This window comes from Stenotrophomonas sp. GD03654, from assembly GCF_029845105.1.
GTDB lineage: Bacteria > Pseudomonadota > Gammaproteobacteria > Xanthomonadales > Xanthomonadaceae > Stenotrophomonas > Stenotrophomonas africana.
Genome location: NZ_JAOCLC010000054.1, coordinates 17,327 through 35,224, shown reverse-complemented (window position 1 = coordinate 35,224; position 17,898 = coordinate 17,327). Strand labels below are relative to the sequence as shown.

Sequence of the window (17,898 nt, the reverse complement as noted above, 5' to 3'; positions counted from 1 at the left end):
GGATGGTGATGACCTTCACCTCGGTCTTCGTGCAGGCCTGGTCCAGGCACTGCCCGTTCAACCACACCTGTCCATCGCCGATCATCACGCCCTGCTGGTTGACGAAGACCTTGCCGAAGTCCTGTTCGGACACCGCCTTGACCACCGCCGGGGTGATGATCTTCTCGTAGTTGCGCTGGAACTCACCGGGGCCGGTGATCTTCTTTCCGCCGCTGATGTTCAACGGAAAGCGCACTTCCTCGACCACGGCAGCACGATCACCACCGACCACGGCGGTCTTGAACGCGTTGAAGACCTTTTCGTACTGCGCAGCATCACCGAGCCCGCTCTCGATGCGCGCACGCGCGTCTTCCGCGGGCGCATCCGACGGTGCGGCTGCGGCAGGTTCGGCTGTCGGCGTCGCCGGTTCAGCCGCAGGCGTCGCTGCAGCACTGGCCTCCATCGGCGGCGGCGCATCGGCCGCGGGCTCGGCCGGCGGCGCCGGCTGCGAACAGGCCGCCAGCAGCAGGGCGGGAATCAACACAGCGATCGTACGCATGCGCGGGCATCCATCGGTTCAAGAACACCGATGGTAGCGCCGCCGCAGTGAGGACAACAAAAAGGGGACGGAGGGGATTAAGTCGTTAGTGCCACAAACGACTTAATCCCCTCCGTCCCCTTTTCTTCGATCAGGCCTTCAGCAGCTCGAACTGCACGGCTTCGCCTGCCGCCGACGAGGCGCAGACCCACAGGTCGAAGTGGCCCGGCTCGGCACGCAGCACGCCGTCGCGGCCGGTGAACGCCAACTGCTCGCGGGTGAGGGTGAATACCACGTCGGTCGACTCGCCCGGCTCCAGTGCCACCTTGCGGAAGTCCTTCAGTTCGCGCACCGGACGCACGCGACTGGCCACGCGGTCGTGAATGTACAGCTGCACCACTTCCTCGCCGGCCACGTCGCCGCTGTTGGTCAGCGTGGTGGTGACGGTCAGGGTGTCCTCCCAGCCGAGCTGCGCTGCACTCAGCTGCGGCACGCCGTAGGCGAAGGTGGTGTAGCCGATGCCGTGGCCGAACGGGTACAGCGGTTCGTTCGGGATCTCGCGCCAACGGGCCTTGAACTCCGACATCGTCGGCAGTTCCGGGCGGCCGGTGCGCGGGTGGTTGTAGAAGTACGGCTGCTGGCCGGACACCTGCGGGAAGCTGACCGGCAGGCGGCCGGACGGGCTGTAGTCGCCGAACAGCACATCAGCCACGGCATGGCCGGTCTGCGTGCCCAGGTACCAGGTCACCGCCACCGCCTGTGCATTGCGCACCGCGCCCTGCAGCGCCAACGCGCGACCGTTGCGCAGCAGTACCACCAGCGGCTTGCCGGTCATCGCCACCGCCTCGGCCAGCGCCTGCTGTGCCGGCGGCAGGGTGATCTCCACGCGCGACTGCGCTTCACCGCTGTAACGCTGCGGTTCGCCCAGCGCCAACACCACCACGTCGGCGCGCAGCGCGGCCGCCACCGCGGCTTCGGTGCCGCCCGGAATCGCGGTTTCCAGCTCGCAGCCCGGCACGATCTCCAGCAATGCTTCATCGCCGATGGCGGCGCGCACGCCGGTTTCCAGGTCCACGTAGCGCTGCTTGTCACCGAACAGGGTCCAGCAGCCTTCGATGTTCTCGCGGTCCTGCACGAACGGGCCGATCAGCGCGATCTTCTGACCGGTCTTCTGCAGCGGCAGCACGTTGTCGCGGTTGTTCAGCAGCACGATCGAACGGCGTGCGGCATCGCGCGACAGTGCGTCATGCGCAGCAATGTGCGAGGTGTCGGCTTCGCGCGCCGGGTCCAGCGAACGGTACGGGTCGTCGAACAGGCCGATGGTTTCCTTCAGCCACAGGATGCGGCGCACGCCCTCATCCAGCACGCTCATCGGCACGTCGCCGCTCTCGACCAGGCCCGGCAGGTGCTCGGCATAGAAGCCACTCTGCATGCTCAGGTCCAGGCCGGCGGTGAACGCCTTGGCGGTGGCATCGCGGTCGTCGGCGGCATAGCCGTGCGCGACCAGTTCCATGTCGGCGGTGTAGTCGGAAATCACCACGCCCGGGAACTTCCATTCGCCGCGCAGGATGTCGGTCAGCAGTTCGGCGTTGGCACTGGCCGGCACGCCGTTGATGTCGTTGAACGAGGACATCACGGTGATCGCGCCGGCATCGAAAGCGGCCTTGAACGGCGGCAGGTGCACGTCGCGCAGGGTCTGCGGCGAAATATCCACCATGTTGTATTCCATGCCGGCCATCACCGCGCCGTAGGCGGCGAAGTGCTTCGGCGTGGCCAGCAGCGAATCGGCGGCGCGCAGGTCGCTGCCCTGGAAGCCACGCACGCGGGCGGCGGCGAACGCACAACCCAGTACCACGTCCTCACCGGCACCTTCGGCGCCACGGCCCCAGCGCTGGTCGCGGGCGATGTCCACGGCCGGGGCATAGGTCCAGTGCAGGCCGGCAGCGGTGGCCTCGATGGCAGTGGCGCGCGCGGTGCGCTCGGCCAGGTCCGGCTCGAAGCTGGCGGCCTCGCCCAGCGGGATCGGGAACACGGTACGCATGCCGTGGATGACGTCGGCAGCCAGGATCACCGGGATGCCCAGGCGGCTTTCCTCGGTGGCGACCTGCTGGATGCGGCGGCCCAGTTCGGCGCCCACACCATTGAACAGCGAGCCGACCTTGCCCTCGCGCACCTGCTGCAGCACCTGGTCGGCATTGCGCACGTTGGCTTCCGGGTTCACGTCCGGGGCGAACGGGCGGACCATGTCCGCGAAGACACCCAGCTGGCCGACCTTTTCCTCGACGGTCATCTGGGCAATGAGGGATTCGATGCGATCGGAGGCCACCGGCAGTCCTTGATGAAAACGTTTACAAGCCCGGCATTCTAGCGATCCCGAGCCGTTTGGCGAGAGGTTTCTTCATTCAGTTTCAGCCACCAGCGGGGACCGTATGGCCCCGCCGGGGGCACCGCAGCTTACTCCGAGCCGGCCAACTGGCGCTGCCCGGCCATCAACATGGCGTCGCTGGAGGCCTGGAACACCCGCAGGCCAAACGCCGGCAGGATCGCCAACAAGTGGTCGAAGATGTCCGACTGCACCGCCTCGTACTCGCCCCAGGCAGTGCTGCGGGTGAAGCAGTACAGCTCCAGCGGCAGGCCTTCGGTGGTCGGCTGCAGCTGACGTACCAGCAGGGTCATATCGGTATGGATGCCCGGGTGGCTGCGCAGGTAGCGCTCCACATAGGCCCGGAAGGTACCCAGGTTGGTCACGCGGCGGCTGTTGACCTCGGCCACGCCCTGCTCGCGCAGGCGCCCGTTCCACTGGCCCAGCTCCTGCTCCTTGGCCTGCAGGTAGTCGCGCAACAGCGCGAATTCGCCAAGGAAGGCCAGATCACCCTCATCCAGGAAGCCGACGCTGTGCTGGTCCAGGTACAGCGCGCGCTTGATCCGGCGGCCACCGGCCTCCTGCATGCCGCGCCAGTTCTTGAACGACTCGGTCACCAGCTTCTTGGTCGGGATGGTGGTGATGGTCTTGTCGAAGTTCTGCACGGTGATGGTGTGCAGGGCGATGTCGATCACATCACCGTCGGCGTTCTGGCTGGGCATCTCGATCCAGTCGCCGATGCGCACACGACCATCGCCGCTGATCTGCACACTGGCCACCAGTGACAGGATGGTGTCCTGGAAGATCAGCATCAGCACCGCAGTGGCTGCGCCCAGGCCGGTCACCAGCGGGCCCAGCTTCACCCCCAGCAGGGTGGCGATGATCGACAGGCCGGCGGCCACGAACACCACGATCTTGACCACCTGCAGGTAGCCCTTGATCGGCTTGTTGCGCGCATCGGGCTTGCGCTCGTACAGGCTGTTGGCCGCGTCCAGCGCATGCGAAAACGCCATCGACACCGTCAGTACGGCCCACACGATGCACAGCTTGATGATGACGTTGACCAGGCCGGGCGGCAGATCGGGGATGAGGGTGATGCCCGAGGCGATCACCTGGCTGGGCACCACGTTGGACAGGCGCGAAATGACCCGCATCAGGTGGCTGCCACGCCCGGACTCGGCACCCGGCAGGCGCTGCAGCAGGCGCCGCAGGCCACGCACCAGGATGCGCTTGGTCACCCAGTTGGCCAGGCCGGCTGCGATCAGCAGCGCCGAGATCATCAACGCCAGGTAGGCGCCGGGATAGGGTTCCAGTGTGTTCTGCAGCTTTTCCAGCCACTGTACCGCCACCACCGCGTCCACCATCAGTTGTCTCCTTTCTTCATTGCTGTTGAGGTTGCCTGCCAACGACCGGCGCTACCGGGTCTGCTGGCCAATGGCCGGCGCAACCGGGTCAGTCCCGCGAACGTTCGATGATCACGCCCACCGCGCGCGCGCCGCGCACCGCGCCCGGCTTGCTCAGCTTCAGGCGCAGCCACTTCACGTCGAATTCGTCCAGCACAATCTGCGCGCAGCGCTCGGCCAGGGTCTCGACCAGGCCGAATTCCGATTCGCGCACGAACTGCTCCAGGCGCTTGCTCACCGCCTTGTAGTTCAAGGTATGGGCGATGTCATCGGTGGCAGCGGGGCGACGGTTGTCGAAACCCATTTCCAGGTCGAACACCAGGTCCTGGCGGATCCGTCGTTCCCAATCGTAGATCCCGATCAGGGCGTCGATCGTCAGCCCTTCGATGAAAACCTTGTCCATTGCGCTTACCGGCACGAATACAGGCGGCCATGGTAACGGCACGGCGGTGAGCCTGCCCGGAACGGGCGGTGAGCGGTCGGCAGGGAGACGGCGCCGGAAAAGACAAAGGGCCCCACTAGCAGGGCCCTTTGGTACTACCGTTTGTCCCCGGGGGGAGCTGGAATCCAGCCGCGAGTCCCGGTGGCGCAGGCACGCAGATTAGGCAAGGACCAGATCGCCGGTCAAGGCCAATTCCGACAGGGCAGGTCAGGTATTCGTCCGAGGCAAAACGCAGAAAATCAGCCGCGCGGACAACGACGTTCCCTGATGGTCGCCGCCGCCCACTCTCGCGAACATCGATCCCTCCTTCACCACCGCACATGACGATGGCTCCCTACGATGTACTGCGGCGCGCGTTGTCAGCGGAGCGCCTGTCTACTTACGAGAGAATCGCATCGACCTGCAGCCCCGACGTCACGGCCGAATCCCTGTACCTGTGGAACATGCGGATGTGCAGTGCACTGATGATGCCGGTCCATCTGTGCGAAGTGGTCACCCGCAACGCCGCTGCAGCTGTGCTCGCCCGGCAGCATGGCCCGCGTTGGCCCTGGAATGATGCCTTCCGACGCAGGCTGCCAACCTCATCCAGTACTTCTCCGCGCACGGCACTGGAACACCTTGCCAGCCGCGTAACCGATACACCTGGGATCGTCGCCAACCTGCCAATGGTGTTCTGGCAGCAGCTCTTCACCTGTCGCTTCGACTCCACGCTTTGGATACCCGCACTCAGCAGGGTTCTGCAGCATGCTCCCTCTGCTCATCCCAGTGCCGTCAGGAAAGCCATCCATGCGGATATCGGGCGCATCCGCCACCTACACAATCGCATCGCGCACCACGAGCCCATCCTGGAACGCGACATCGGCGCCGACCTGGCCGCGATCGGGCGGCTGATCCACGCCCGCTGCCCGCACACGCTGGGCTGGCTGCAACGCCATGAGCGGGCGACGACGGTGTTGGCCGCGTCGCCGTTGGCAGGGCGTCCGTAATGTGTAGCCGGGCGTGGCCCGGCGCTACGGAGGCCTGCCTGTAGAGTCGAGCTTGCTCGACTGCTCTGTGTCCGTCATTGCGCCCAGTCGAGCAAGCTCGACTCTACAAACGCCGATCGAGCGGTTCGCGCGGCCGGGGGGCTCAGACCGCCGGCAGGGTCGCCATGTCCCAGCGCGGGGTCACATCCACCTTCGGCGGGCTGTGCTGGCCGGCCTGCAGGCGCAGCGCGCCGGCGAAGGCGATCATCGCGCCGTTGTCGGTGCACAGTGCCGGCCGCGGGAAGCAGGCACGGCCGCCGAGGCGCTCGGCCATCTGCTGCAGGCGGGCGCGCAGGCGCTTGTTGGCGCCGACACCGCCGGCCACCACGATCACGTTGGTGCCGGCCGCTTCCAGCGCGCGCTCGCACTTGATCGACAGGGTCTCGACCACCGCATCTTCAAAGCCACGGGCGATATCGGCACGGGTCTGCTCGCTCTGGTCGCTGTCGCGCCAGGCCATCAGGACCTGGGTCTTCAGGCCGGAGAAGCTGAAATCCAGCCCCGGGCGGTCGGTCATCGGCCGCGCGAAGCGGTAGACACCCGGCGTGCCCTGCTCGGCCAGCCTGGCCAGCTGCGGCCCGCCCGGATAGGGCAGGCCCATCATCTTGGCGGTCTTGTCGAAGGCCTCGCCGGCCGCGTCATCCAGGGTCTCGCCCAGCAGCCGGTACTGGCCGATGGCGTCCACTGCCACCAGCTGGGTATGGCCACCGGACACCAGCAGCGCCACGAACGGCGCTTCCGGCGGGTCGTCTTCCATCAGCGGGGCCAGCAGGTGGCCTTCCATATGGTGTACGCCCACCGCCGGTACCTCCAGCGCCCAGGCCAGCGAGCGGGCCACGCCCGCGCCCACCAGCAGCGCACCAACCAGGCCGGGGCCGGCCGTGTAGGCCACGCCGTCGATGTCGTCTACGCCAAGGCCAGCTTCTGCCAGGGTCTGGCGCACCAGGGGCAGCAGCTTGCGGACGTGGTCACGGCTGGCCAGCTCGGGCACCACACCACCGTACTCGGCGTGCAGGGCGATCTGGCTGTAGACCGCATGGGCGCGCAGGGCCGCGCTGCCGGCAAGGTCGGTGTCATACACCGCCACGCCGGTCTCATCACAGGAAGATTCGATGCCAAGGACTCGCATGCCTGCTATTATGACGCCCCTGCCGCCCCTCGGGGAGCGTGCAGATCTCACTGCTTTCGAACCCCCGGCCCGTATTCAGGGTTGGCCGCTTGCAGTTTGTTGATTCGCCGCTATAATGTGCGGCTCGCCGGGCGTGACCCGGTTCTACTGTGTCCCGGAGATTCCATGCCCAGCGTCAAAGTCCGCGAGAACGAGCCCTTCGAGTTTGCTCTTCGCCGCTTCAAGCGCACTTGCGAAAAGGCCGGTGTGCTGGCCGAAACCCGCAAGCGCGAGTTCTACGAAAAGCCGACCCAGGAGCGCAAGCGCAAGGCCGCCGCTGCTGTGAAGCGTCAGCTGCGCCGCTCGTCGCGCGACGTCACCAAGCGTCAGCGCCTGTACTGATCGGACGCATCTTCATTGCGGCAGGCCTGCCTGTCGCGATGGAGCCGAAGCCGGCACGCGCGAGCGTCGCCGGCTTTTTGCGTTTCCGGGTTCGGGCATCCGCCCCGCCCCACCTACCACCACGAGGTTCCTCATGAGCATGAAGCAGCAGCTCACCGAAGACATGAAGGCCGCCATGAAGGCGGGCGAGAAGCACAAGCTGGGCGTGATCCGCCTGATCAACGCCGCCATCAAGCAGCGCGAAGTGGACGAGCGCATCGAACTGGACGACACCGCCGTGATCGCCGTGCTCGACAAGATGGTCAAGCAGCGCAAGGACTCGGTCAGCCAGTACGAAGCCGCCAACCGCGAAGACCTGGCCGAGATCGAGCGCGCCGAGATCGTGGTCATCGAAGCCTACCTGCCGGCCAAGATGGGCGAAGCCGAGATCGTGGCCGCCATCCAGGCCGCCATCGCCGAAACCGGCGCCTCCGGCCCGGCCGACATGGGCAAGCTGATGGGCGCACTGAAGCCCAAGCTCGCCGGCCAGGCCGACATGGGCCTGGTCTCCAAGCTGGTCAAGCAGCTGCTGGCGTAATCCAGCACTTGCGGTCGGATCCCTTCCGCGACACGGAAGGGCTCTGACCCCATTGATGCACCCGCTTCACCGCACCTTCGTCGGTCGCCTGCTACAACCGCACACATGGTTGAACCCGAGCCCAACGTTCCCGTGTCACTGCGCAAGTACATCAAGCGCCTGCAGGACAGCTTCCCGATGGCGGTGGCCAAGCGCTTCGTCGACGTCGACGTGCTGACCCAGGCAGCTTCCGTCTCCTTCTACGCCCTGCTGTCGATGGCACCGTTGCTGGTGCTGCTGCTGTGGCTGACCGCCTCGCTGTACCCACCGGCCCAGCAGGCACTGATCGACCAGATCAGCTCGGTGGCCGGCAGCAGCGCGGCTACCGTGGCCGAAACCGTTCTGAAGAACGCTGACAACCAGCCGGATGTCGGCTCGCTGGCGGGCGTGTGGAGCACGCTGTTGTTGTTCGTCGGCGCCACCGCCGTGTTCGCCCAGCTGCAGAACGCACTGAACCTGATCTTCCGCACCAGCGGCGAGCGCCTGGAAGGCCTCAAGGCCTGGCTGCGCAAGCGCGTGTTCTCGTTCGGCGTGGTGCTGGCGCTGGGCTTCCTGCTGATCCTGTCGATGACCGCCACCACGGTGCTGCAGGTGGCCTTCGCGCAACTGCCCTCGATTCTGCCCGCGCTGGGGTACGTCACGAGCCTGCTGCTGTACGCGGTGGGGTTCGCCTTCATGTACCACTACCTGCCCGACCGTCGCGTGGCGTGGCGCCAGGCCTTCATCGGCGGCGTCATCACCTCGGCACTGTTCGCGCTGGGCCGCTATGGCATCGGCGTCTACATCGCCACCGTGGCCCCCGGCAGTGCCTACGGCTCGATGGGTGCGCTGGTGATCTCGCTGGTCTGGATCTACTACGCCACCGTCGTGTTCTTCGTTGGCGCCCTGATGACGGCGGTGATCGATGAGCGCCTGCGCGCGCGTCATCACCTGGCCGCAGCCGGCATTGATCCGGCAACCGCCAGCCAGGTGCCCGACAGGGGGTAAACTAGGCCGACCGCCCCCGGTTCCGTCGCGTGGTCCTGCACCGCGCCCTGCCCTGTTGCCCATGGCCCGTATCCCCGACGCTTTCATCGACGACCTGCTCGCCCGCACCGACATCGTCGAGGTGGTGGGCAGCCGCGTGCCTTTGAAGCGCCAGGGCAAGGAGTACGCCGCGCGCTGCCCGTTCCATGACGAGCGCTCGGCGTCGTTCACGGTCTCGCCCACCAAGCAGTTCTATCACTGCTTCGGCTGCGGCGCGCACGGCACCGCGATCAGCTTCCTGATGAACTACGACCGCCTCGAGTTCCTCGACGCGGTGGATGAGCTGGCCAAGCGCGCGGGCATGGAAGTACCGCGCAACGAGAACCCGCGCAGCCCCCAGCAGCAGGACGACAGCCGCGAGCTGTATTCGGCACTGGATGCCGCCGCCCGGTTCTTTCAGAAGAACCTGGAAGGCAGCGACAAGGCACGCAGTTACCTTGATGGGCGTGGCGTGGACGAAGAGAACCGCGCGCGCTTCCAGATCGGCTACGCCCCGGATGGCTACAGCGGCCTGCGCGATGCACTGGGCAAGGACGAGCGGCGCATGAAGCTGCTCGACCGCGCCGGCCTGTTCTCGAAGAATGACCGCGGCCACGTCTACGACAAGTTCCGCGACCGGGTGATGTTCCCGATCTTCGACCGCCGTGGCCGGGTGATCGCCTTCGGTGGCCGCGTGTTCGAGAAGGACGACGGCCCGAAGTATCTCAACTCGCCCGAAACCGCGCTGTTCCACAAGGGCCGCGAACTGTACGGCCTGTGGCAGGTGCGCCAGGCAAACCAGAAGATCGAGCGGCTGATCGTGGTCGAGGGCTACATGGACGTGGTCTCGCTGTTCCAGTTCGGGGTCACCCAGGCGGTGGCAACGCTGGGTACCGCCACCACGCCGGACCATGCCGAGCTGCTGTTCCGCAACGCGCCGGACGTGTTCTTCTGCTTCGACGGCGACGCCGCCGGCCGCCGCGCCGGCTGGAAGGCGCTGGAGTCGGTGCTGCCGCGCATGAAGGATGGCCGCCAGGCCTTCTTCCTGTTCCTGCCCGATGGCGAAGACCCGGACACCATCGTGCGCAAGGAAGGCGCCGAGGCCTTCAACGAGCGCCTGAAGCAGGCCACGCCGCTGTCGCAGTTCTTCTTCGACGAGCTCACCCGCGAGATCAACCTGGGCACGCTGGACGGCAAGGCACGCCTGGCCGAGCGGGCCAAGCCGATGTTGGCGCAGATTCCCGACGGTGCCTTCGGCGACCTGATGAAGCAGCAGCTGGCGCAGCTGACCGGGCTCGGCGGCAACGCCCCGTCTGCGCGCGCGCCGATGCCTCAGCGCCAGCCGGCACGCACTATTCAACCGGTGGCCAAGCGCAGCCTGGTGCGCGGCGCGATCGCCGTGCTGCTGCAGCAGCCGTCGCTGGCACTGACGCTGGGTGGCAAGCACCACTTCCAGGGCCTGCGCCTGCCGGGCGTGGAGCTGCTGCTGGAGCTGCTGGGCCTGGTCGAGCAGCGCCCGGACATCAGCACCGGCGCCCTGCTGGAGCATTTCGACGGGCGTGAAGAGCAAGCTTCACTGCACACGCTTGCCGCGCAGACGATGCCCGGCGACGACGCGATGTGGACCCAGGAACTGCACGATGCCGTGGCCCAGCTGGAGAAACAGCTGCTGGTGCAACGTCTGGAGGAGTTGTTGGCAAAGCAGCGCCAGCAGGGTCTGGACGATACTGACAAATACGAACTGCGCGAGCTGTTGAAGGCCCGCGCCGGACTGCGCTTGTAGCGGCAGGACGTTTTCACGGAGAGGACCATGCTGCTGCGCCTGACCTGCCTGCTGTTGTTGTCGCTCTGCCTGCCACTGACGGCCCTGGCCGAAGACGCGCCCCTCAACGAAGTCCGCCCCGGCCTGTATGCCGGTGGCCAACCCAGCGCCGCACAGCTGCAGGCCTTGGCCGCACAGGGCGTACGCACGGTGATCGACCTGCGCCAGCCCGACGAGGACCGTGGTTTCGATGAGACCCGCACGGCCGAATCGCTGGGCCTGCGCTACGTGCGCATTCCGATGGCCGGCGCCGAGGGGCTCGATGCCGCCAACATCCGTGCCGTGCACCAGGCGCTGCAGCAGAGCCAGGGGCCGGTGTTGCTGCACTGCGCGTCCGGCAACCGCGCCGGCGCCGTGCTCGGCCTGGTCAACGCACGCTACGAACACGCCAGCCCGGAACAGGCACTGCAGCTCGGCCAGCGCGCCGGCCTGAAGTCACTGGAAGCCGCCACCCGCCAGCGCCTGGCCACACCGTTCACCTCGCCCTGAACCCTCCGCACCAAGGACTCTGCCCACCATGACCCGCTGGTGGTCGCGCCTGCGACCGGACAACTTCACTCTCGCCCTGCTGTGCACCGTGGGCCTGGCCTCGCTGCTGCCGATGAAGGGCGCCGCCGCCATCGTCCTCGATGACGTCACCACCGTCGCCATCGCCGCGCTGTTCTTCCTGCATGGCGCGCGCCTGCCGCGCGAGTCGATCATCGGCGGCATGCTGCACTGGCGGCTGCACCTGACCATCCTGGCCTGCACCTTCATCCTGTTCCCGCTGCTGGGGCTGATGTTCAAGCCGCTGTCGGGCTGGCTGCTGACTCCGGAGCTGTACCTGGGCGTGCTGTTCCTGTGCACCCTGCCCTCCACCGTGCAGTCGTCCATCGCGTTCACCTCGATGGCCCGCGGCAATGTACCGGCAGCGGTGTGCAGTGCCTCACTGTCGAGCATCCTCGGCGTGTTCCTGACCCCGCTGCTGCTGACCGCGCTGGCCGGCACCTCCGGCGGTGTGCACGACCCGCTGCATGCGATCGGCGGCATCATGCTGCAGCTGCTGGTGCCGTTCGTCGCCGGCCATCTGCTGCGGCCGTGGATCGCCGGCTGGGTGGAAAAGCAGCGCGCGCTGCTGCGCTACACCGACCAGGCCACCATCCTGCTGGTGGTGTACTCGGCGTTCGGCGAAGCCGTTACCGAAGGCTTGTGGAGCAAGACGCCGCTGCTGTCGTTGCTGGCCGTGGCAGTGGTGGCCGCGGTACTGCTGGGCATCGCCATGCCGCTGATCACGTTCATCGCCCGCCGCCTGCGTTTCAACCGCGAGGACGAGATCGCCATCGTGTTCTGCGGCTCGAAGAAGAGCCTGGCCACCGGCGTGCCGATCGCCAAGGTGCTGTTCGCCGGCGGCAGCCTGGGCGCGATCGTGCTGCCGGTGATGATCTACCACCAGATCCAATTGATCGTCTGCGGCGTGATCGCGCAGCGTTATGCGCGGCGCAAGCCCTGAGCCGCAAATCCATCCACGCATGGCATGGATCTACTGTAGAGCCGAGCCCATGCCCGGCTGACGGTTGAACGGCGCGTGGATGATCACCAGACAGAATCGCTGTCCAGCAGCCGCGCCACGCTGAAGCGCGGCAGCCATACCTGCAGGTCATAACTGCGGTCACCAGCAGTGTGCCGCCTGGGCGACTCACCGTTGTAACTGGGCAGCGGACGTACACCAAAGCGTTGAGGTGCCGTGCAGCCCCAGCCTTCCCCGCCACGCGCCTCGATACGCACGTTGTAAAGGTCCAGATCCTTCAGCAGTGCCGTCATCGGCGGGTACGCAATCATCTTCGGCTGCGTACGCATGCCATGTACGTTACCGGTCAGCACCAGCAGCCGCCCGTTCTTCGGCAGCGCCCGCGCGCGTGCTCTTACTTCTTCGGCCATCACCCGGTCACGCGTACCAGTGCCGGCCATGTTGGCGGGAAGCATGCGATCAAAGCCGAACACCTGCACGTCGCGCCCTTGGCTGCGCAGCACGCGTACCGCCTCGATCAGCTCAAGCATGTCCTCGCTGCGACGGCCGTCATGCATCCGGCTGCGGACGTTCCAATACGTCGTGCCACGCAATGCAGCGCGCGCCTCGGCTGTGCCGGCAGACGCCGTATAGGTCGCCAGCGCGGCGTTCTCGTCGGTCGGCAGCTCCAATGCCAACCGCACCGGTGTGCCATCGGCCGCGTAGGCCTCCATCAGCTCCCGTACCAGCAGCGGGGTCTCGCGGGTGCCGTGGAACTCACCCAGTACCAGCAGGCGATGGTCACCGGCATGCTGGCGGATCTGCGCGGCGGTGTCGTCGGCATGCGCACTGAGGGCCATGCCCAGCGCCAGCAGCAGCGCGGCGGTCCAGCGGAAGATCGAATGCATCCCTGCGCCTTCCTTTCCTTGGGGTCAGGAACAGCAATGGCGACGCAGCTGGAAGAGATCAAGTGCAGCGCCGAGCCCACGCTCGGCTGCTTCTCCGATCAGCCCTCAGCCGAGCATGGCTCGGCTCTACAGTTGATCCACACCATGCGTGGATACACCAACCGGTCACAACCAGGGCAGGATCCAGTGGTCCACCAGCAGGAAGGCGAACAACGCCATCAGATAGACGATGGAGTAATAGAACATCTTCATCGAGAACAGCTCGTCCGGCGGGTTGAGCATGCGCCAGGCATACCAGAGGAACACCGCGTTGAGCACGATCGCACCGCCCAGGTAGAACGCACCGCTCATGCCCACCAGGTACGGCAGCAGGCACACCAGCGCCAGCACCACCGAATACACCATGATCTGCTTGCGGGTATGCACCACGCCGTGGGTCACCGGCAGCATCGGGATCTCCGCCTTGGCGTAGTCCTCGCGGCGGAAGATCGCCAGCGCCCAGAAGTGCGGCGGCGTCCAGATGAAGATGATCAGCACCAGCAGCGACGAGTACGCCCAGTCCGACGAGCCCTGCATGCCGGTCACTGCGGCCCAGCCCAGCATCGGTGGCATCGCGCCGGCCAGGCCACCGATGACGATGTTCTGCGAGGTCGCACGCTTGAGGTACACGGTGTAGATCACCGCGTAGCCGATCAGCGAGGCGAAGGTCAGCACCGCGGTGATCAGGTTCACCCACAGCACCAGGATGGTCATCGACAGCACGATCAGCACGCCGGCGAACACCAGCACCTGCCACGGCTTGACCTTGCCCACCACCAGCGGACGCCACGAGGTGCGCGCCATCTGCGCATCGATGTGCGCATCCAGCAGCTGGTTGATCGCAGCCGCGGCCGAGGCCGCCAGCCAGATGCCGAGGAAACCAAGCACGCCGGCACGCACCTGCTCCCAGCTGGGCATGCCCGGAATGGCCAGGACCATGCCGACCAGGGCGGTGAAGACGATCAGGGCGACGACCTTGGGCTTGGTCAGGTCCCAGTACTGGCGGTAATTGGAAAACATGGGATCAGTCCGGGGCACGCAGGCGGGCCAGCAGGCTGACCAGTACGAACAACAGGGCAACGGCCACGCCGTTGTGGGCCACCGCCACTTCCAGCGGCAGCGCCAGCTTCACATTGAGGATGCCGAGGGTGACCTGCAGCACCAGCAGCGCGATCAGCGCGCTGGCCCAGCCACGCATGCTCGGCAGGCGGAACAGGCGCACGCCCAGCCACAGCAGGTAGACGGCCACCACCACCGCGAACAGGCGGTGCGCCATCTGGATGGCGATACGCGAAGCGCCATCCAGCACGCCCCCTTCGTAGTCCACGCCGATGCCGCGCCACAGGGTGAAGCCCTCGACGAAGTTGTGCTGCGGCCACCACTGGTTGGCACAGCGCGGGAAGTTGTCCAGCGAGGCGCTGCCGCCGCCGCAGGCCAGCGCCGCGTAGTTGGCGCTGACCCAACCGCCCAGCGCGATCTGGGTGACCAGCACCGCTACGCCGATGCGCAACAGCCACTTCAGCTTCGGCGCCTCGGCCAGGGTGATCGGCATGTGCGTCGCGCGCCAGGCCATCCACACCAGCAGCGCGAACATCAGCATGCCGCCCAGCAGATGGCCCATCACCACGATGGGTTTGAGCAGCAGGGTCACCGTCCACATGCCCAGCAGAGCCTGGAAGATCACCACCGCCAGGGTCAGCAGTGCAGCGCGCGCCAGGTCGATGTTGCTCCAGCGCAGCGCGGCGATCAGCAGGATCGCCTCGCCGATCAGCGCCAGCGCGCTGGCGGTGCCATGCCAGCCCATCATGTACAGCGGTATGCCGGCGGCCACCAGTACGCAGGCGGTCACTACCGCCGTGCTTCCGAATCGCCGCTTGCGCGTGGCCAACAGCGCCAGGGTCAGGATCTCGATGCCCAGCGCGCCGGCCAGGAAGCGGTGCACCTGCTCACGCCAGGCCTTGTGGGTCTCCAGCGGGCGGATCTCCGTCGCCGGGTGGCCGATGGTCTCTTCCACGTGCTGCGGCCAGGTGGCCTGGCCATAGCAGGTCGGCCAGTCCGGGCAGCTCAGGCCGGCATCGGACAGGCGCACGAAGGCGCCGAACATGATCGTGCTCGCGGTCATGATCATGGCGAACCACGCCAGGCGGTGGAAATTGCGGTGCAGCGCCGGACGCGCGGAAAGGCTCATCAAACGGGACTCACTTCAGTTTCAGCAACGTGGCCATGTCCTTGCGCAGGCCACCCAGGTCGGTGCCCGGGGCATGACGCATGATCACGAAGCCGTTCGGATCGATCACGTAGACCGGCAATCCCGCCGGATCATCGACGCCAGGCAGCGCCGCGCGCAGGGCTGGCGACGGAGCCAGCGGCCGCAACGCGGGCAGCGAGGCGATCGACGCCGGTGGCGTTCCCAGCCACAGAATCTCGACATTATCGGCGTTATGGCCGAACAGCTGCCACACCTTGCCCAGTCCCTGCGACAAAGTGACGCACTGCGCGTCGCAGGCACCGGCCGGCGCCACCAGCAGGCGCCAGGTACGGGCCTCGGGATTCCACGGATAAGGCTGGCCGCTGGCCAGGGTGGGCGCCTGCTGGCGCAGGTCCACCGGCGGCTTCAGCAGCTGGCCGGCATTGCGGTGCCCGGCTGGCTGCCAGCCGGTGAAGCGCAGCACGGCGGCCAGCGCCATCGCACCGAAGAACACGGCAAACAGCAGCACCAGGGTCCGGCGGCCGGAGCCGCGCGCCTGCGGGGACGTAGCAGTGTTCATGCGGGGCATTTTCTCATGGTTGGGTAAGGGATGCCGGTAGTGCCGGCTGCCGGCCGGCATCCAGGAAACCGAGGGCTTGCCGCCCAACGGCCGGCACTACCGGGTAATCACGCGCCTCCGGCGCCACTCCAGCACCAGCGCGACCACCATCACGGTCAGGGCCAGCCCGAACCACTGCACGGCGTAGCCCAGGTGACGCTGCGGCGGCAGTGTGTTCGGCAACAGGTCCAGGTCGCGCTCATCGCCGAATGGCAGTGCCGGGTCCAGCCGCAGCACGCGGTCGGGCAATGCCGGCAGGCCAAGCGCCGCCGCCAGGCCCTCGGCGGGCAGGCGGCTGGCCAGCCAGCGCCCGGCCTCACCGGTGGTGGAGAACGCCGGGCCCAGTGCCAGTCCCGCTGATGGCGGCGGCGCCAGCAGCCCACGTACGGCCACCGGCGAAGGCGGCGACGGCACATCCGGCAGGGTGCGATCCGGCGGCAGCGCGCGCCAGCCGAGATCGACCAGCAGCACGCTGCCTTCGTCACTGCGGAACGGGCGATAGATTTTCACCCCGGCGCGGCCATGCCGGGTCTGGTTGTCCAGCAGCACCACGCCGGGCAGGAAGCGGCCGTGGTCGGCCACGCCGTGCAACGCGCCGGTCGCCGCGAGTGCCTGCGACAGCGGCAATGCCTGTGCCACAGCTGGACCCTGCGCATCCAACATTGCCTGTTTGGCATGCATGCGCTGCAGCTGCCACAGCCCCAATGCGGTGAAACCGGCCATGGCCAGCACTGCCAGCAGCCATCCGATCACGCGCGTGTGCTGGCGCATCATGACAAGTCCGCGCAAACGCGGTCAGATAGGCCCATCCACCCTGCCCTCGAGCCGCGCATGAGTGATTCGTTGAAGACCCTGCTGGTAATCGCGTTTCTGATTGTCATCGTCTGGAATCTGGGCGCCGGCCTCTATTACCTGCTGGTCGACCGCGGCCAGACCAAGCGCACGGTCAACGCACTGACCCGCCGCATCGCGGTATCGGTGGCGTTGATCCTGCTGGTGATCGTGAGCATCTACATGGGCTGGATCAAACCGCACGGCATCGGCGGCTGAGGCCACCGATGCGTGCGTGGTCAAAGCACGTAGACGAACATGAAGAGCATCAGCCACACCACGTCGACGAAGTGCCAGTACCACGCGGCGGCTTCGAAACCGAAATGGTTGTCGCGGGTGAAGTGCCCCTTGGCCGAACGCAGCCACATCACGATCAGCATGATCGTGCCCAGCAGCACGTGCGCGCCGTGGAAGCCGGTCAGCATGAAGAACGTCGAACCATAGATGCCAGAGCCGAGCGTCAGGTTCAGCTCCTTGTAGGCGTGGATGTACTCCTCCGCCTGCAGGGTCAGGAAGCCCAGGCCGAGCACCACGGTCAGGCCCAGCCAGATCAGCAGTTGGCGGCGGTTGCCGGCCTTCAGTGCGTGGTGGGCGATGGTCAGGGTCACGCCGGAGGTCAGCAGGATCAGCGTATTGATCAGCGGCAGGCCCCAGGCCGGAATGGTCTGGAATGCGCCACCGATCGCCGCCGGGCCGTTGGTCGGCCAACCTGCCGAGTAGCCCTGCCAGAGCAGCTCGTTGGTCATCACCCCGCGACCTTCGCCACTGAGCCACGACAGGCCCAGGTTGCGGGTGTAGAACAGTGCGCCGAAGAAGGCGCCGAAGAACATCACCTCGGAGAAGATGAACCAGATCATCCCCATCCGGAATGAGCCATCGACCTGGTGGTTGTAGTTGCCGGCCTGCGATTCGCGCACCACGTCGCTGAACCACCAGAACAGGGTCAGCACCAGCATCGCGATACCGATGTAGAACGTCCAGCGCCCCCAGCTGGCATCGTTGAGCCAGCTGGCCACGCCGACCATGGTCACCATCATCGCGATGGAACCCACGAACGGCCATTTGCTCTGGGCCGGGACGAAGTACACGTTGGCGTCGGTCGGTGTCTGGGCCATGTCGGTATCC

Annotated in this window: 19 protein-coding genes; 8 read left to right on the top strand and 11 right to left on the bottom strand. The window is 66.7% G+C overall.

The features are described from left to right. From N5J73_RS17930 to folB, 4 genes are all read right to left on the bottom strand, one after another. A partial coding sequence (locus N5J73_RS17930; RefSeq protein ID WP_279941252.1) for a hypothetical protein occupies nt 1-538 on the bottom strand: 538 nt, incomplete at its 3' end. A 130-nt stretch (nt 539-668) separates the two neighbouring features. Further along, complete coding sequence (locus tag N5J73_RS17925; RefSeq protein WP_049449405.1) at nt 669-2,843, bottom strand: glycoside hydrolase family 3 N-terminal domain-containing protein; 2,175 nt, start codon at nt 2,841-2,843, stop codon at nt 669-671. 128 nt (nt 2,844-2,971) lie between these two features. After that, a complete protein-coding gene (locus N5J73_RS17920) occupies nt 2,972-4,243 on the bottom strand; it encodes a mechanosensitive ion channel domain-containing protein (RefSeq protein WP_049449407.1) in 1,272 nt (423 codons plus the stop codon). 88 nt (nt 4,244-4,331) lie between these two features. Further along, entirely contained in the window at nt 4,332-4,685 is a 354-nt protein-coding gene (folB, locus tag N5J73_RS17915; RefSeq protein WP_005415016.1) for a dihydroneopterin aldolase, read from the bottom strand. A 359-nt stretch (nt 4,686-5,044) separates the two neighbouring features. On the opposite strand from folB, the gene N5J73_RS17910 reads away from it, so the two are divergent. After that, complete coding sequence (locus N5J73_RS17910; RefSeq protein WP_049449409.1) at nt 5,045-5,710, top strand: hypothetical protein; 666 nt, start codon at nt 5,045-5,047, stop codon at nt 5,708-5,710. Between the two features lie 142 nt (nt 5,711-5,852). Here N5J73_RS17910 and tsaD read toward each other — a convergent pair whose 3' ends face one another. Continuing rightward, the gene (tsaD, locus tag N5J73_RS17905) at nt 5,853-6,878 is read right to left on the bottom strand and encodes a tRNA (adenosine(37)-N6)-threonylcarbamoyltransferase complex transferase subunit TsaD (RefSeq protein WP_049449411.1); all 1,026 of its coding nucleotides are present in this window, start codon (nt 6,876-6,878) and stop codon (nt 5,853-5,855) included. 165 nt (nt 6,879-7,043) lie between these two features. On the opposite strand from tsaD, the gene rpsU reads away from it, so the two are divergent. The 6 genes from rpsU (at nt 7,044) to N5J73_RS17875 (ending at nt 12,191) form a co-directional block, all read left to right on the top strand. Then, a complete protein-coding gene (gene rpsU, locus N5J73_RS17900) occupies nt 7,044-7,259 on the top strand; it encodes a 30S ribosomal protein S21 (protein WP_002808376.1) in 216 nt (71 codons plus the stop codon). A gap of 133 nt (nt 7,260-7,392) precedes the next feature. Continuing rightward, nucleotides 7,393-7,836, top strand: coding sequence for a GatB/YqeY domain-containing protein (locus N5J73_RS17895; RefSeq protein WP_005412032.1), 444 nt, complete (start codon nt 7,393-7,395; stop codon nt 7,834-7,836). 105 nt (nt 7,837-7,941) lie between these two features. Then, on the top strand, nt 7,942-8,862 hold the full coding sequence (locus N5J73_RS17890; protein WP_012478940.1) for a YihY/virulence factor BrkB family protein: 921 nt from the start codon (nt 7,942-7,944) through the stop codon (nt 8,860-8,862). Between the two features lie 61 nt (nt 8,863-8,923). Further along, a complete protein-coding gene (gene dnaG, locus N5J73_RS17885) occupies nt 8,924-10,663 on the top strand; it encodes a DNA primase (protein WP_049449413.1) in 1,740 nt (579 codons plus the stop codon). Between the two features lie 27 nt (nt 10,664-10,690). Next, on the top strand, nt 10,691-11,191 hold the full coding sequence (locus tag N5J73_RS17880; RefSeq protein WP_049449415.1) for a sulfur transferase domain-containing protein: 501 nt from the start codon (nt 10,691-10,693) through the stop codon (nt 11,189-11,191). A 28-nt stretch (nt 11,192-11,219) separates the two neighbouring features. Next, nucleotides 11,220-12,191 carry a bile acid:sodium symporter family protein gene (locus N5J73_RS17875; RefSeq protein WP_049449416.1) on the top strand — a complete coding sequence of 324 codons (972 nt, stop codon included), beginning with the start codon at nt 11,220-11,222 and terminating at the stop codon, nt 12,189-12,191. An 83-nt stretch (nt 12,192-12,274) separates the two neighbouring features. Here the strand turns inward: N5J73_RS17875 and N5J73_RS17870 are convergent, their stop codons facing one another. From N5J73_RS17870 to N5J73_RS17850, 5 genes are all read right to left on the bottom strand, one after another. After that, nucleotides 12,275-13,096 (bottom strand): hypothetical protein, encoded by an 822-nt coding sequence (locus N5J73_RS17870; RefSeq protein WP_049449418.1) that lies wholly within the window; start codon nt 13,094-13,096, stop codon nt 12,275-12,277. Between the two features lie 165 nt (nt 13,097-13,261). Then, nucleotides 13,262-14,155: a heme o synthase gene (cyoE, locus tag N5J73_RS17865; protein WP_049449420.1), complete on the bottom strand. Its 894-nt coding sequence runs from the start codon at nt 14,153-14,155 to the stop codon at nt 13,262-13,264. A 4-nt stretch (nt 14,156-14,159) separates the two neighbouring features. After that, entirely contained in the window at nt 14,160-15,323 is a 1,164-nt protein-coding gene (locus N5J73_RS17860; protein ID WP_049449421.1) for a COX15/CtaA family protein, read from the bottom strand. Nucleotides 15,324-15,333: 10 nt separating this feature from the next. Beyond that, on the bottom strand, nt 15,334-15,903 hold the full coding sequence (locus tag N5J73_RS17855) for a hypothetical protein (protein WP_049449423.1): 570 nt from the start codon (nt 15,901-15,903) through the stop codon (nt 15,334-15,336). Nucleotides 15,904-15,999: 96 nt separating this feature from the next. After that, nucleotides 16,000-16,716 (bottom strand): SURF1 family protein, encoded by a 717-nt coding sequence (locus tag N5J73_RS17850; protein WP_049449425.1) that lies wholly within the window; start codon nt 16,714-16,716, stop codon nt 16,000-16,002. 57 nt (nt 16,717-16,773) lie between these two features. On the opposite strand from N5J73_RS17850, the gene N5J73_RS17845 reads away from it, so the two are divergent. Next, the gene (locus N5J73_RS17845) at nt 16,774-16,992 is read left to right on the top strand and encodes a twin transmembrane helix small protein (protein WP_005412025.1); all 219 of its coding nucleotides are present in this window, start codon (nt 16,774-16,776) and stop codon (nt 16,990-16,992) included. A 20-nt stretch (nt 16,993-17,012) separates the two neighbouring features. Here the strand turns inward: N5J73_RS17845 and N5J73_RS17840 are convergent, their stop codons facing one another. Continuing rightward, nucleotides 17,013-17,888, bottom strand: a complete 876-nt coding sequence (locus N5J73_RS17840) for a cytochrome c oxidase subunit 3 (RefSeq protein WP_005412024.1) — start codon at nt 17,886-17,888, stop codon at nt 17,013-17,015. Nucleotides 17,889-17,898 lie beyond the last annotated feature (10 nt).